The sequence below is a fragment of the Paenirhodobacter huangdaonensis genome, from assembly GCF_004022465.1.
GTDB lineage: Bacteria > Pseudomonadota > Alphaproteobacteria > Rhodobacterales > Rhodobacteraceae > Rhodobacter > Rhodobacter huangdaonensis.
In genome coordinates this window covers 288530-302315 of sequence record NZ_SAVA01000001.1, presented here as the reverse complement: position 1 = coordinate 302315, position 13786 = coordinate 288530, and the positions used below count along the sequence as shown (strand labels likewise).

At 69.2% G+C, this 13786-nt stretch carries 14 protein-coding genes; 9 read left to right on the top strand and 5 right to left on the bottom strand.

The features are described 5' to 3' along the window. The first annotated feature begins 12 nt into the window (after nucleotides 1-12). From EOW66_RS01400 to urtE, 8 genes are all read left to right on the top strand, one after another. Nucleotides 13-516 (top strand): urease accessory protein UreE, encoded by a 504-nt coding sequence (locus tag EOW66_RS01400; RefSeq protein ID WP_128154250.1) that lies wholly within the window; start codon nucleotides 13-15, stop codon nucleotides 514-516. Continuing rightward, a complete protein-coding gene (locus EOW66_RS01395; protein WP_128154248.1) occupies nucleotides 503-1147 on the top strand; it encodes an urease accessory protein UreF in 645 nt (214 codons plus the stop codon). Before EOW66_RS01400 ends, EOW66_RS01395 begins: the two co-directional genes overlap by 14 nt. After that, nucleotides 1144-1770 (top strand): urease accessory protein UreG, encoded by a 627-nt coding sequence (gene ureG, locus EOW66_RS01390; protein ID WP_128154246.1) that lies wholly within the window; start codon nucleotides 1144-1146, stop codon nucleotides 1768-1770. Before EOW66_RS01395 ends, ureG begins: the two co-directional genes overlap by 4 nt. A gap of 256 nt (nucleotides 1771-2026) precedes the next feature. Next, nucleotides 2027-3322, top strand: a complete 1296-nt coding sequence (gene urtA, locus EOW66_RS01385) for an urea ABC transporter substrate-binding protein (protein ID WP_128154245.1) — start codon at nucleotides 2027-2029, stop codon at nucleotides 3320-3322. 64 nt (nucleotides 3323-3386) lie between these two features. Then, entirely contained in the window at nucleotides 3387-5378 is a 1992-nt protein-coding gene (gene urtB / locus EOW66_RS01380) for an urea ABC transporter permease subunit UrtB (protein ID WP_128154243.1), read from the top strand. A 109-nt stretch (nucleotides 5379-5487) separates the two neighbouring features. Beyond that, nucleotides 5488-6714: an urea ABC transporter permease subunit UrtC gene (gene urtC, locus EOW66_RS01375; protein ID WP_128154241.1), complete on the top strand. Its 1227-nt coding sequence runs from the start codon at nucleotides 5488-5490 to the stop codon at nucleotides 6712-6714. Further along, nucleotides 6711-7451: an urea ABC transporter ATP-binding protein UrtD gene (gene urtD, locus EOW66_RS01370; RefSeq protein ID WP_128154239.1), complete on the top strand. Its 741-nt coding sequence runs from the start codon at nucleotides 6711-6713 to the stop codon at nucleotides 7449-7451. The genes urtC and urtD overlap by 4 nt, the downstream gene beginning before the upstream one ends. Before the next feature lie 2 nt (nucleotides 7452-7453). Beyond that, nucleotides 7454-8149, top strand: a complete 696-nt coding sequence (gene urtE / locus EOW66_RS01365) for an urea ABC transporter ATP-binding subunit UrtE (protein ID WP_128154237.1) — start codon at nucleotides 7454-7456, stop codon at nucleotides 8147-8149. A 148-nt stretch (nucleotides 8150-8297) separates the two neighbouring features. Here urtE and EOW66_RS01360 read toward each other — a convergent pair whose 3' ends face one another. The 4 genes from EOW66_RS01360 to EOW66_RS01345 all read right to left on the bottom strand — a co-directional run bounded on the left by EOW66_RS01360 (nucleotide 8298) and on the right by EOW66_RS01345 (nucleotide 10869). Then, nucleotides 8298-9506 carry a UbiH/UbiF family hydroxylase gene (locus EOW66_RS01360; protein WP_128154235.1) on the bottom strand — a complete coding sequence of 403 codons (1209 nt, stop codon included), beginning with the start codon at nucleotides 9504-9506 and terminating at the stop codon, nucleotides 8298-8300. Between the two features lie 83 nt (nucleotides 9507-9589). Further along, on the bottom strand, nucleotides 9590-9772 hold the full coding sequence (locus tag EOW66_RS01355; RefSeq protein WP_113900903.1) for a hypothetical protein: 183 nt from the start codon (nucleotides 9770-9772) through the stop codon (nucleotides 9590-9592). A 155-nt stretch (nucleotides 9773-9927) separates the two neighbouring features. Further along, nucleotides 9928-10110, bottom strand: a complete 183-nt coding sequence (locus EOW66_RS01350; RefSeq protein WP_128147574.1) for a hypothetical protein — start codon at nucleotides 10108-10110, stop codon at nucleotides 9928-9930. Nucleotides 10111-10209: 99 nt separating this feature from the next. Beyond that, nucleotides 10210-10869 carry a pyrimidine 5'-nucleotidase gene (locus EOW66_RS01345; protein ID WP_128154233.1) on the bottom strand — a complete coding sequence of 220 codons (660 nt, stop codon included), beginning with the start codon at nucleotides 10867-10869 and terminating at the stop codon, nucleotides 10210-10212. A gap of 115 nt (nucleotides 10870-10984) precedes the next feature. On the opposite strand from EOW66_RS01345, the gene EOW66_RS01340 reads away from it, so the two are divergent. Then, nucleotides 10985-11611, top strand: coding sequence for a GntR family transcriptional regulator (locus EOW66_RS01340; RefSeq protein WP_128154231.1), 627 nt, complete (start codon nucleotides 10985-10987; stop codon nucleotides 11609-11611). Between the two features lie 15 nt (nucleotides 11612-11626). Here EOW66_RS01340 and EOW66_RS01335 read toward each other — a convergent pair whose 3' ends face one another. Next, on the bottom strand, nucleotides 11627-13651 hold the full coding sequence (locus EOW66_RS01335) for a glycosyltransferase family 2 protein (RefSeq protein ID WP_128154230.1): 2025 nt from the start codon (nucleotides 13649-13651) through the stop codon (nucleotides 11627-11629). Between the last annotated feature and the right edge of the window lie 135 nt (nucleotides 13652-13786).

Genomic DNA, 13786 nt, shown 5'->3' with positions numbered 1-13786 from the left:
CGAAGGTCCGAGATGACAGAACTTCCCCATGCGCAGGCCGTGGTGCCGAAGGGCCAGTGGCTGGGCGCGGCCGATCACGTCGCGCTTGACTACGAGGGGCGTTTCCTGCGCCGCAAGCGGCTGGTCGCGGCGGGAGGGCTTGCCTTCCTTGCCGACCTGCCCGAGGTGGTGAACCTGACCGGCGGCGAGGCGTTCCGCCTCGATGACGGGCGCCTCGTCGAGGTGCGCTGCGGGCTCGAGCCGGTGCTGAGCATCTCGGGCGATCTGGCGCGCCTCGCCTGGCACATCGGCAACCGCCACACGCCCTGCCAGATCGAGCCCACGCGGCTCGTCATCCGCGCCGATCATGTGCTCGAGGCGATGCTGCGCCAGCTTGGCGCGCGGGTCACGGCGACGGTCGAGCCCTTCGCCCCCGAGGGCGGCGCCTATGGCATCGGGCGCACGATGGGCCACGATCACGGCCATTCCGGGGCGGGGCATTCGCACGGGCCGGGGCAGTTCCATGTCCACCCCTGAGGCGCTTGGCCTGCTCAGCCTCGTGCAATGGCTGTCGCCGGCCTTCCCGACCGGCGCCTTCGCCTATAGCCACGGGCTTGAACAGGCGGTGGCGGAGGGCGACGTGCGCGATGCGCCGGCGCTGGCGGCCTGGCTTGCCGACATCCTCGCCGATGGGGCGGGCTGGAACGACGCGGTGCTGCTGGCCTGTGCGCTGCGCGGCGAGGATCTTGCGCCGCTCGCGGGGCTTGCCCGGGCGCTGGCCGGCAGTGCCGAGCGGCTGCATGAGACCGAGGCGCAGGGCGCGGCCTTCACCCGGGCGCAGGCGGAGATGACCGGCACGCCGCTTGCGCCGCTGCCGCTGCCGCTTGCAGTGGCCCGGGCGGCGCGCGGCCTGGCCCTTCCGGCCGGGCAGGTGATTGCACTTTTCCAACATTCCTTCGCCTCGAACCTGGTCTCGGCGGGGGTCAGATTTATCCCTTTGGGACAATCCGCGGGGCAGTCGGTGCTGGCTGGCCTGCACCCGATGATCGCCGCTCTGGCCGCCCGCGCGGCCACCGCCACGCGCGCCGATCTGGCCAGCGCGGCCTTCCGCGCCGAGCTGCAGGCGGCGGCGCATGAAACGCTCGATGTAAGGATCTTCAAGACATGACGAACGGACCGCTTCGCGTCGGCATCGGGGGCCCGGTGGGCGTGGGCAAGACCACGCTGACCGAACAGCTGTGCCGCGCCCTCGGCCATCGGCTCTCGATGGCGGTGGTGACGAATGACATCTACACCCGCGAGGATGCGGAGGCGCTGATGCGGGCGCAGGTGCTGCCGGCCGAGCGCATCCGCGGCGTCGAGACCGGCGGCTGTCCGCATACCGCGATCCGCGAGGATGCCTCGATCAACCTTGCGGCCATCGCCGAGCTGAACGCGGCCTTCCCGGACCTCGACCTCGTGCTGATCGAGTCGGGCGGCGACAACCTGGCCGCCACCTTCAGCCCGGAACTGGCCGATCTGACGATCTATGTGATCGACACCGCGGCGGGGCAGGACATCCCGCGCAAGCGCGGCCCGGGTGTCACCCGTTCGGACCTGCTGGTGGTGAACAAGACCGACCTTGCGCCCTATGTCGGCGTCGATCCGGTGCTTCTTGAGGCGGACACGCAGCGCGCGCGCGGCGCCCGGCCCTATGTCATGGCACAGCTGCGCCAGGGCCGGGGCGTCGCCGAGATCATCGCCTTTCTCGAGCGCGAAGGGGGGCTCGCCCTGGCGGAGATTCCGACCTGATTGGCAGAAAAACCGACAAATTGATCGAAATGGTGCCCGGGCATTGCGCGATGCCCGGGCATTTGCATGTTTTTCGGGCTTAACTCACGAATTCGTGCGGGCGGCGTGAGCGCCGCGCCCGCCATCTCTTGCCGCAGCGCGGCGTGCTGCGCTCTGTTGATCTCAGCGGCATCAGAACCGGGCCGCGCCGCCGCAACCGGCGGCAGACAATCTGCCCGCGCATCGAACGACGGGCCGGAACAGGGGGATTTTCACGATGACGCGGTTTGGCAAACTGATGGCGGGTGCGGCGCTGGCCACGCTGTTCTCGGCGGGCGGCGCGCTCGCCGAAGGCGACACGATCAAGGTCGGCGTGCTGCACTCGCTGTCGGGGACGATGGCGATCTCGGAAACGACGCTGAAGGACACCGTCCTGATGCTGATCGACGAACAGAACAAGAAGGGCGGGCTTCTGGGCAAGAAGATCGAGCCGGTGGTGGTCGATCCGGCCTCCGACTGGCCGCTGTTTGCCGAGAAGGCGCGCGAGCTGATCTCCGTCGACAAGGTCGATGTGATCTTCGGCTGCTGGACCTCGGTCAGCCGCAAGTCGGTGCTGCCGGTGCTCGAGGAACTGAACGGGCTGCTGTTCTACCCGGTGCAATACGAGGGCGAGGAAAGCTCGTACAACGTGTTCTACACTGGCGCCGCGCCGAACCAGCAGGCGATCCCGGCGGTGGACTATTTCCTGAACGAGCTCGGCGTGCAGAAATTCGCGCTGCTTGGCACCGATTATGTCTATCCGCGCACCACGAACAACATCCTCACCGCCTATCTCAAGTCGAAGGGCATCGCCGAGAGCGACATCTTCGTGAACTATACCCCCTTCGGGCAGTCTGACTGGTCGAAGATCGTGGCCGACGTCAAGGCGCTTGGCGCCGACGGCAAGAAGGTGGGGGTGATCTCGACGATCAACGGCGATGCGAACATCGGCTTTTACAAGGAGCTCGCGGCCTCGGGGATCACCGCCGAGGACATCCCCGTCGTCGCCTTCTCGGTGGGCGAGGAGGAGCTTTCTGGGCTCGGCGAGGGCGATCTGAAGAACCTCGTCGGCCAGCTCGCCGCCTGGAACTACTTTGAGAGCGCCGATACGCCCGAGAACAAGGCCTTCATCGACGGCTGGCACAAGTTCACCGGCAACGACAAGCGCGTCACCAATGACCCGATGGAGGCCACCTATATCGGCTTCAACATGTGGGTGAATGCGGTGACCGAGGCCGGCACCACCAATGTCGACAAGGTCGAGGACGCGATGATCGGGCAGAAATTCCCGAACCTCACCGGCACCACGGCCGAGATGCTGCCGAACCACCACCTGACGAAGCCGGTGCTGATCGGCGAGATCCAGGCGGACGGTCAGTTCGACATCATCTCGCAGACCGACCCGGTGCCGGGCGATGCCTGGACCGATTTCCTGCCCGAATCCGCGGTGCTCGAGTCGGACTGGAAGACGCTCAAATGCGGCATGTACAACACCGACACCAAGACCTGCGTTCAGCTGAAGTCGAACTACTGATCGGCTTTGGCACCCAGGAGGGGGCGTTCGCGCCCCCTCCGACGACCCTTGCAGGGAAACCGAGATGCGCAAACTCCTTCTGGCGCTGAGTGCCTCGCTGTGCCTCGCGTTGCCCGGCCTCGCACAGGAAAGCGCCGCCCCCGTTCCGTCCGAACCGAGGGTGTCCGCCCCGGCCGTGACCGGCCTCGCGGCGGTGATCGCGGCGAATGCCGAGGCGATCGCCAAGCCCTCGCGCCAGACGATCGGCCCGGTGGTGGCGGCGATCGTCGCGGCGGGAGAGGGGGCGCCCGGCTTCCTCGCCGCCTGGGCCGACAAGCGGCTTGGCCAACGCAAGACCGACGGGGCGATCTTCGCGGTCGAAAAGCAGGGCGCCGGCTATGCGCTGAGCGACCCGGTCAGCGGCGCCCCGGCCGGCACCGCGCCGAAAGCCGAGATCGCCGAGATCAAGCCGAATTCCGGCGTGCGCGGGCTGATCGCGGCAGCACTGGTGCAGTTCCAGCTCGCCGATCCCGACCCCGCGCAGCGCCGCGCCGCGCTCGAGGCGCTTGCCCGCGAAGGCGGGGCCGAGCATCTGGCCCCGCTCGCCGCCTCGATCGCCGGCGAGGGTGATCCGGCGATCAAGGCGCAGAAGGAACGCCTGCTCGGCCTTCTGACCATCCGTTTCGGCGCCACGCCCGCCGACCGCGTCGCCGCGATCGGGGGCTTCGGCGCCGACATGGGGCTTGATTTCCGCGGCGCGCTGAACCCGATCCTGACCACCACGCGCAAGGCCTTCGACGGCGCCCCCATCGGCAACGTGGCCACGGAACTGCGCCCGGGGCAGGGCGGCTTCAGCGCCGAGGAGGCCTATGCGCTGCTCGTGGCCCAGGGGCTGGCGCCCAGGCGTCTGTCGCGGGCCGACCTGCGCGCGGCACTCGAGGCGCATGTGGAGAACGGCACGGTCGGCGGCGTGCCGCTGGCCGCGCTCGACGACCCGGCAAAGCGCGACGCCGCCTATACCGCGCTCGAAGCGGCCGGTGCCGTTCCCGCCGCCGCCACCGATGACGAGGTCGCGCGCGCTGTCGCGGCACACCGCTATGCCGAGATCTACGCCGAGCCCGACGCCGCCGTCACCACGGCCGCCGCCGCGGCGCTGCAATCGGTCTCGCTCAAGGTCGACGCGATGCAGGGGATCGACCTTGGCCTCGATGCGCTCTCGCTCGCCTCGATCTACTTCCTCGCGGCGATCGGGCTTGCCATCACCTTCGGGGTGATGGGGGTGATCAACATGGCGCATGGCGAGTTCATCACCATGGGCGCCTATACCGGCTATGTCGTGCAGCTCTGGATCCACGATTACACCGCCTCGCTTCTCGTGGCGCTGCCGCTCGCCTTCGCCGTCACCTTCACCGCGGGCGTGGCGATGGAACGGCTGGTGATCCGCCACCTCTACAAGCGCCCGCTGGAAACGCTCTTGGCCACCTTCGGCATCTCGATCGCGCTGCAGCAGCTGTTCAAGAACATCTTCGGCACCCAGGCCCGCCCGCTCACCGCGCCCGGCTGGCTCGACGGCGCCTGGACGCTGAACGACATCGTCGGCATCTCCTACATCCGGATCGCGATCTTCGTGCTCGCGCTCGTCTTCCTCGCCCTCTACCTCTGGGTGATGAAGCGCACGCGGCTCGGCCTCGAGGTCCGGGCGGTGACGCAGAACCCCTCGATGGCGGCCTCGATGGGGATCAACCCCGACCGCATCAACATGCTGGCCTTCGGCCTTGGCTCGGGCATTGCGGGCATCGCGGGGGTGGCGATCGGGCTTTTCGCCAAGGTCACCTCGGAACTCGGCTCCGATTACATCGTGCAAAGCTTCATGACCGTGGTTGTCGGCGGCGTCGGCAATATCTGGGGCACGCTCGCCGGCGCCACGCTCGTCGGCTTCCTGCAAAAGGGGATCGAGGCGCTGAACCCCTCGAACACGCTCGCCGCGCAGACCTACATGATCCTCTTCATCATCATCTTCATCCAGTTCCGGCCGCGGGGCATCATCGCCCTCAAGGGCCGCGCGGCGGGGGATTGAGCATGACCCGGCACTCTTCCCTCGCCTTGCCTTTTTCTTGGCAAAAATACTCCGGGGGGCCCGGGGGGCTGGCCCCCCGGCACGCCGCCGCAATCCCCGAGGCCCAGAGATGAAACCCGGCTTCCTCGCAAAGAACCCCTCGGTTCTCACCTTCCTCGCGCTGCTCGCGCTCTTCACCCTCGCGGTGACGCTGCTCTCGACCGCCTACGGGGCCGAGATCGTCTCGACCTCGATGGTGAAGACGCTGGGCAAGACGCTGTGCCTGTGCCTGATCGCGATCGCGATGGATCTGGTCTGGGGCTATACCGGCATCCTCAGCCTCGGCCATTTCGCCTTCTTCGGGCTTGGCGGCTACATGATCGGCATGTGGCTGATGGCTGCCCGCACCCGCGAGATCGTGCTCGCCTCCGCCGCGGGCGTGCTGCCGATGACGCCGCAGGAGATGAGCGACGCGATCGCGACGCAGATCTTCGGCGTCGTCGGCTCCTCCGAGCTGCCCGCGATCTGGCACTTCGCCGGATCGCTGCCGATGCAGCTCCTGTTCGTCGTGCTGGTGCCGGGGCTGCTCGCGCTCGTCTTCGGCTGGCTCGCCTTCCGCTCGCGCGTCACCGGGGTGTATCTCTCGATCCTGACCCAGGCGATGACCCTCGCGCTCTCGCTCTACCTCTTCCAGAACGACTCCGGCCTGCGCGGCAACAACGGGCTCTCGGGGCTGCAGAACATCCCCGGCCTCGCCGCCGATCAGGACCACCTGTCGGTCTGGTTCCTCTGGGCCTCGGCCGCGGCGCTCGGCCTCGGCTATCTGCTCGCGAGCTTCGTCACCTCGGGCAAGTTCGGCTCGGTGATGCGCGGCATCCGCGATGACGAGGCGCGGGTGCGGTTCCTCGGCTATTCGGTCGAGGGCTACAAGCTCTTCGTCTTCACCCTGACCGCGGTGATCGCCGCGATCGCCGGCGCGCTCTACTATCCGCAGGCGGGCATCATCAACCCGGCCGAGATGGCGCCGATCGCCTCGATCTATCTCGCGGTCTGGGTGGCGATCGGCGGCAGGGGCCGGCTTTACGGCGCGGTGATGGGGGCGGGTTTCGTCTCGCTCGTCTCGACCTGGTTCACCGGCGGACGGGCGCCCGACCTGAACCTTGGCCTCTACACGCTGAAATGGGTCGACTGGTGGCAGGTGCTGCTGGGCCTCAGCTTCGTTCTGGTCACGCTCTTCGCGCCGAAGGGGCTCTCGGGGCTTGTCGACCTGCTTGCCGGGCTGCGGGCGCCCTGGCGCGGGGGCGATCCGCTCGGTCCCGATGACGGCGCACTGCGCGAAGAGGAGGCGGTGGAATGAGGGCGCTGCTCGAGGTCTCCGGCATCTCCGTTTCCTTCGACGGCTTCCGGGCGATCAACAACCTGTCCTTCTCGATCGGCCCGGCCGAACTGCGCGCGGTGATCGGCCCGAACGGGGCGGGCAAGACCACCTTCATGGATATCGTCACCGGCAAGACCCGGCCCGACGAGGGCCGCGTGCTCTGGGGCGAGAAATCGGTCAACCTGCTGCGGATGAACGAGGCGCAGATCGCCCGTGCCGGCATCGGCCGCAAGTTCCAGCGCCCGACGGTGTTCGAGGACCAGTCGGTGGCCGAGAACCTGATGATCGCGCTGAAGGCCGCACGCGCGCCCTGGAAGGTGCTGGTCTGGCGCCCGCGCCCGGCCGATCACGCCCGCGTTGCGGCGCTGGCGGCGCAGGTCGGGCTTGCCGACAGCCTGACGCGGAAATCCGGGGAATTGTCGCATGGTCAGAAACAATGGCTCGAGATCGGTATGCTGCTGGCGCAGGAGCCGCGGCTTTTGCTGGTCGACGAGCCCGCCGCCGGCATGACCTTGGCCGAGCGCGAGCAGACCACCGCGCTGCTCGTCGATCTGGCGAAGACGCGCGCCGTGGTGGTGGTCGAGCACGACATGGACTTCGTGCGCCGGCTGAACTGCCGCGTCACCGTGCTGCATGAGGGATCGGTGCTGGCCGAGGGCTCGCTCGATCACGTCACCGCCGACCGGCAGGTCATCGAAGTCTATCTGGGGCGCTGAACATGCTGGAAACCAAGGGGCTTACGCTTCACTACGGCGGATCGCAGATCCTCTACGGCATCGACATGGTGGCGAAGGCGGGCGAGGTGACCTGCATCATGGGCACCAATGGCGTGGGCAAGACCTCGCTCCTGAAGGCGATCTCGGGCACCCATCCGCGCTCGGGCGGCACGCTTGTCCTCGATGGCGAGGAGGTGCCGCGGGTGGCGCCGCAGGGCATGGCGCGGCGCGGCCTCGGCTATGTGCCGCAGGGGCGGATGATCTTTCCGCTGCTCAGCGTGCGCGAGAACCTGGAAACCGCCTTCGCCGTCTTGCCGAAATCCGAGCGCTTCATCCCCGACGAGATCTATGATCTGTTCCCGATCCTGAAAGAGTTCCTGCACCGCCGCGGCGGCGATCTCTCGGGCGGGCAGCAGCAACAGCTGGCGATTGCCCGGGCGATGCTGATGAAGCCGAAGATCCTGCTGCTCGACGAGCCGACCGAGGGCATCCAGCCCAATATCATCCAGCAGATCGGCCGCGTCATCGCCTATCTGCGCGCGCGCGGCGACATCGCGATCATCCTGGTCGAGCAGTATTTCGACTTCGCCCACGATCTCGGCGACCGCTTCTATGTGCTCAAGCGCGGCGCGGTGGCGATGGAGGGGACGAAGGTGTCGCTCACCCGCGAGGCGCTGCGCGAGGTGGTGAGCGTGTGAGGGGCGCTGCCCCTCTTGCCCCTGCGGGGCAATTCACCCCGGGATATTTGAGGCAATTGGAAGCCGGAAAGCCCTTGTCTTCCAATTGCCTCAAATATCCCGGGGGGTGAGGCCGCAGGCCGAGGGGGGCAGCGCCCCCCCTGTCTGTTCAGCGCACGCCAAGCCCCGCCCGCATCAGCGTCCTGCGCACCGGCTTGAGCGAGTAGAGCGCGCCCAGAACCCCCGCCCGCAGGTCGCGCAGCGGCCGGGGCTCGACCATCGAGGCGCGGTTGAGGAAGTCGATGCCGATCTCGCGCGCCTTCACTTCGGGCCAGCGCCGACGGGTGTAGGCCGCGAGCATCGCGGCCTCGCCCAGATGCGCCGGGTCCTTCTCGGCAAGGCCCAGCAGGCAGCTGAGATCGGCGAGCGACATGTTCAGACCCTGCGCCCCGATCGGCGGGATCACATGCGCGGCCTCGGCAATGAGCGCGACGCGTTCGGCCGCGAAGCGCGCGGCGATCTGCGTCATCATCGGCCAGACCGAGCGGCGGGTGACGAGGGTGAGCGGGCCGAGAAGCCCGGTCGAGCGCGCAGTCATCGCCGCCTCGAATTCGGGCACCGGCAGGGCGGCGAGACGTTCGGCCTCGGCGCCGCGCTCCATCCAGACGACGGCCGAGCTGTGCAGCCCGTCGCGATCGGGCAGCGGGATCAGGGTGAAGGGGCCGCCCGAGCGGTGGATCTCGGTCGAGACGTCATTGTGCGGCAGCGGGTGGGTGACGGCGAAGGCAAGCGCCTTCTGGCCATAGCGCGTGGTCTTCACCGGGATGCCCGCGGCCTCGCGGATGAAGGAGTTGCGGCCATCGGCGGCCACCACCAGCCGGGCGCGCACCCGGCTGCCGTCCGACAGCGTCACCTCGGCGCCGCTTTCGCGGCTGACAAGGCCGGTCGTCGCGACGCCCGGGCGGAAATCGACGAGCGGCAGCTCGGCCAGTCGCGCCACCATCTCGCGCCGCAGGAGCCAGTTCGGGAAGTTCCAGCCGAAGGGCTCGTCCGAGAGGTCGGCCGCGTCGAAATCACGGGTGAGCCGGGCGACGGGCTCGGCCCCGCCCGCGTCGATGATGCGCATGATCTGCAAGGGCGCCGCATAGGGGGCGAGCCGCGCCCAGAGCCCGGCGCGTTCCAGCACCGCGCGCGAGGGGTGCAGGAAGGCGGTGGTGCGCATGTCGGCCCCGGCCTCGCCCTCGGCGGTGACCGGCGGCTGCGGGTCGACGCAGATCGTGGTGAAGCCGGCCGCGCCAAAGGCCGCCGCGGCGGTCAGGCCGGCGACACCGCCACCCGAGATCAGGATATCGGTCGTGCGCAGGGTCTGTTGCTCCATCTCGGGCCTCCGTTACAGCGCGCCCAAGATGCCCCGCCGGGCGGCGCGATGCAATCGGGTGCGGCGATCGGTCCGCCCGCGGGTCACGGGAAGGAGACGATGATCATGCCGGCGAGGATCAGGAAGGTGAGGGCGACGAACCACAGGATCAGCCCGCCGAGCCCCATCACCAGCACCGAGGCCGCGGCCCCCGCGACGACGAGAAGGGCGATGAGATAGGCGCCAAGGGCGCCGGGGGTGCCGGTTTCGGGATGGGTGGTGGTCATCGGGAGGCCCTTTCGGATGCGGTCGAAATGATGGATCGACGATGCATCTTTGATAGGGCGCGCGGCCGGACGGAACCAGATCCCATCTTGTCGCAGGCGAAAACGGCCCGGAGCCGGGGGCTCGGGCCGTGTCGGTCTTGCCGGGCCGGAACGGCTCAGCCGCCCGCGGTCATCACCACGAGGAAGGCCAGCATGATCCAGGTGGCCACAACGGCCCAGAGGATCAGCCCGCCAAGACCCATGAAGGCGACGAGGCCAACGGCGATGCCGATGATCACGAGCGCCAGAAGGTACATCTGGGCGGAATTGTCTTTGGTGTCCGCGTGCTCGGCGGTCATGGCAGAATCTCCCTTGGCTGTCTCCCTGACAGTCCGGCCTGAATAGCGGCTGGCGCCGCGCATGGGAACCGCGCCACAATGTCGCAGGGGCAAAATGGCTCAGCTGTGTCGCGGATGCCGCAGCGCGGCAAGGAAGCCCGTGAGGTCGTTCGTATGGTGCTGGATATGCGCCGCGGGGGCGGGGTCGGCCGCCACATGCACGGTCTGCATCCCCATCGCATGCGGCGCGGCAAGGTTGCGCGGATCGTCCTCGAACATCGCCGCCTGCGGCGGGCGGATACCGGCCTTGGTGAAGACGGTCTCGAAGGCGCGGGGCTCGGGCTTGGGGTGGAACTCGGCATCCTCGACGCCGAAGACCCCGTCGAAAAGCCCGCTCAGCCCGCGCGCCGAGAGCACCCGATGGGCATAGGGGGCCGAGCCGTTGGTGAAGACGATCTTGCGCCCGGGCAGATCGCCGATCGCGCCGCGCAGCGCCGGATCGGGGCTGAGCGAGTCGAAGGAGATGTCGTGCACCTCGGCGAGGTAGGGCATCGGGTCGAGCCCGTGCTCGTGCATCAGCCCGGCGAGCGTGGTGCCGTAAAGGCGCCAGTAATGGTCGCGCAGCCGGTTCGCCTCGCCACGGTCGACGCCGAGCGCGCGCATGACATATTCGGTCATCTTCACCTCGATCTGGGCGAAGAGACGGGCCTCGGGCGGGTACAGGGTGTTGTCGAGGTCGAACACCCAGTCGGTGACATGTGCGAAATCTGCGGCTGACATGGCGCGGACCCTATCCCGGCCGTCGGGCGGGGGGAAGGGGGGCTCTCCTATTGCCGGCTTGTCAGGGGCCGGCGCCGCTCCTAAGGTTGCGCCCCGCAAGCGCGAGAGAGGAACGATGCAGAAAGACGCCTACACGCTGATCCTCGAGGCGATCGACGCCGGGGTCTACCGGCCGGGGGACCGGCTGGTGGAATCGGAACTCGCCGAGCGTTTCGGCGTGTCGCGCACCCCGGTCCGCGAGGCGTTGCAGCGGCTCGAGACGCAGTCGATGCTGGCGCGCGACGGCCGCTCGCTGATCGTCGCCTCGCTCGATCACAACCAGCTTGCCGAGCTTTATGTCGTGCGCTCGGAGCTCGAGGCGCTCGCCGCGGCGCTGGCCGCGAAGCACGCCGCGCCCGAGGAGGTGCGGGTGCTGCAGGAGATGGTCGACGAGGACCGCGCCCGCACCCGCGACCCGATCGCGCTGTCGCAGGCGAACAAGCGCTTTCACCGGCAGATCCATCTCGCCTCGCACAACCGCTATCTGGTGCAGCAGCTCGACCTCGTGCACCGCTCGATGGCGCTGCTGGCCACCACCTCGCTTGCCGCCGAGGGGCGGGGCGAGACGGCGCTGGCCGAACACCAAGCGATCGTCGACGCGATCCGCGAGGGCGACGAGGCGGGGGCCGCGGCGGCCTTGCGGGCCCATATCTCGAAGGCGTTCGAGACCCGGCTGAAGCTCGATGCCCAGGGCGGGCACTAGCGCGGGCAAGGGGCGCTAGTCGATCAGCGGCGCGCATTGCGGCCGCGCCGGCTCGGGCTGGAGCCGGGCGCGCCCCGGGGCGGGCGTTGCGGGGGCGGCGATCTCGTGCAGCGCATCGAACAGGCCATGGGCCGTCTTGTCCCAGTAGAAGGGTTTCGCGATCACCTCGTAGATCGCCTTCCAGCCCGCCAGCGTGCCGAGCGGGAAATAGAGGTGCAGCGTCGGCACCCAGGGCAGCAGGTGGCGATGCCCGGCGCCGCGCACCGCCCAGAACCCGACCGCCAGATTGACGAGCTCGGTCAGCCCGAAGGCGACAAGCAGGGCGGTCTCGCTGCCGGGCGACAGCAGCGCCCGCACCGGATGCCACAGCCCGAACAGGATGAGCCAGCAGCTCCACGAAAGCGGCGCGAGCAGGTATTGCGACAGCGTGCCGAGGAACATCACCTGCAGGCCGAGGAAACGCCAGGCGCCGAGTTCGCGCCACAGCTGCCGTGGCGCGCGCATATGCACCCCCCAGGTCATCGCATAGCCCTTCAGCCAGCGCGAGCGCTGCTTCACCCAGGGCAGGGGGCGGCAGTTCGGCTCCTCCTGGGTGACGGTGGCGATCAGCTCGGTGCGCAGGCCCCGCCGGGCCAGGCGGATGCCGAGATCGGCATCTTCGGTGACGTTGAAGGCGTCCCACGCGCCGACCGCCTCAAGGAGGTCGCGGCGGAAGAAGAGCGTGGTGCCGCCCAGCGGCACGGCCAGGCCAAGCCGCGCGACGCCGGGCAGGACGGCGCGGAACCACACCGCATATTCCACGGTGAAGCAGCGCGAGAGCCAGTTCGTGCGCGGGCTGTAGTAATCGAGCACGCCCTGCAGGCAGGCGACCTCGGGCGGCGCCTCGGCGAAGCGGCGGGCGACGGCGTGGAGCTGGTCGGGATCGGGCCGGTCCTCTGCGTCCCAGACCCCGACCACCGAGCCGCGGCAGAAGTTCAGCGCGTAGTTCAGCGCGCGCGGCTTCGTCCGGATCGGCCCGTCCGGCACGGTGACGACCCGGATCCAGCGCGGCAAGGTGGCCTTGGCCAGCGCGTCGCGGGTGGGCGTGTCCGCCTCCTCGACCACCAGGAGCACGTCGAGCAGCTCGCGCGGGTAGGTCAGCCGGCCGAGCCGGGCGACCAGCCGCCCGGCGATATCTTTTTCGTGCAAAAGCGGCACCAGCACCGAGATCACCGGCAGCCGGATCGGCGCGGTGATCTGCGGCGGCGGCAGGGTGGTGGCGCGGTGGTGCAACTCGGCAAGCCAGGCGGCGAACTTGAGCGCCATGGTCAGGACCAGCGTGACGATCGTCCAGGCGAAGAGCAGCGCGAAGACCGCGACCGGTGCCAGAAACAGCCCGCAGGCCAGCCCGAGGAGCGCCCCGAGCGCGCGGCGCGCGGCGCGCTCGCCGTCATGGCTGCGGCAGCTCTCCGCGGCGGCGACGCGGCATTCGGCGCGGCGGATCAGGGCGGTCTGCCGGCGCGCGAGCAGCGCGTCATGCACCGCGCGTTCGGGCGCGAGCACCATCCGGTAGGGGGCGAATTTCGCCGGCAACACGCCGCGCAGGCGGGTGAACTCCTCGGGCCGCGCGGTGGCGATCACCGTGGTCGCGCCGATCCGCCGCCAGGGCACCATCGCCTCGGCAAGGCACAGCTCCGGCCCGAGCGCATCGATCAGGCGCGGATCGGGGGGCTCGGCGGCAAGATCGACGAGGGCCGCCTGCCACTGTTCGGCCAGCGCCGCCATCAGCGCCGCCTCGCTCACCCAGCCATGGGTCAGCAGGATGTCGCCAAGCCGCACATCCTCGCGCTCGCGCAGCGCGAGGGCCGTGGTCAGATCGCCTGGCGCGACGGCGCCGCGGTCGAGCAGGATGCGCCCGAGCGGACGGCGCCCGGCGACCGGACGCGGGATGCGGGCCGGCGGCGCGCGGACGGCAATGCGCCCCCCGGCGGCCAGGCCGGTCAGGCCCGGCGTGTTCTCCGCCGCCGGTCCGCTGATCCGCCCCCCCCTGTCCGAGACCATGCCGCCCTCGCTGCGCTGGTGTTGCGCGGAACAGCATTCCCGAGTCGGATTAACGTCGCGTTAATCTTGTCCCGCCGCCCGGTGTGCCGGCGGGGAGGGGGAGACGGAAAAGGGGCGGCCCGGTGTCCCGAAGCC

Bases quoted from the DNA above. Each gene is read 5' to 3' on its own strand.
- EOW66_RS01400 (WP_128154250.1), top strand. From the start codon at position 13: ATGACAGAACTTCCCCATGCGCAGGCCGTGGTGCCGAAGGGCCAGTGG.
- EOW66_RS01395 (WP_128154248.1), top strand. From the start codon at position 503: ATGTCCACCCCTGAGGCGCTTGGCCTGCTCAGCCTCGTGCAATGGCTG.
- ureG (WP_128154246.1), top strand. From the start codon at position 1,144: ATGACGAACGGACCGCTTCGCGTCGGCATCGGGGGCCCGGTGGGCGTG.
- urtA (WP_128154245.1), top strand. From the start codon at position 2,027: ATGACGCGGTTTGGCAAACTGATGGCGGGTGCGGCGCTGGCCACGCTG.
- urtB (WP_128154243.1), top strand. From the start codon at position 3,387: ATGCGCAAACTCCTTCTGGCGCTGAGTGCCTCGCTGTGCCTCGCGTTG.
- urtC (WP_128154241.1), top strand. From the start codon at position 5,488: ATGAAACCCGGCTTCCTCGCAAAGAACCCCTCGGTTCTCACCTTCCTC.
- urtD (WP_128154239.1), top strand. From the start codon at position 6,711: ATGAGGGCGCTGCTCGAGGTCTCCGGCATCTCCGTTTCCTTCGACGGC.
- urtE (WP_128154237.1), top strand. From the start codon at position 7,454: ATGCTGGAAACCAAGGGGCTTACGCTTCACTACGGCGGATCGCAGATC.
- EOW66_RS01360 (WP_128154235.1), bottom strand. From the start codon at position 9,506: ATGGAGCAACAGACCCTGCGCACGACCGATATCCTGATCTCGGGTGGC.
- EOW66_RS01355 (WP_113900903.1), bottom strand. From the start codon at position 9,772: ATGACCACCACCCATCCCGAAACCGGCACCCCCGGCGCCCTTGGCGCC.
- EOW66_RS01350 (WP_128147574.1), bottom strand. From the start codon at position 10,110: ATGACCGCCGAGCACGCGGACACCAAAGACAATTCCGCCCAGATGTAC.
- EOW66_RS01345 (WP_128154233.1), bottom strand. From the start codon at position 10,869: ATGTCAGCCGCAGATTTCGCACATGTCACCGACTGGGTGTTCGACCTC.
- EOW66_RS01340 (WP_128154231.1), top strand. From the start codon at position 10,985: ATGCAGAAAGACGCCTACACGCTGATCCTCGAGGCGATCGACGCCGGG.
- EOW66_RS01335 (WP_128154230.1), bottom strand. From the start codon at position 13,651: ATGGTCTCGGACAGGGGGGGGCGGATCAGCGGACCGGCGGCGGAGAAC.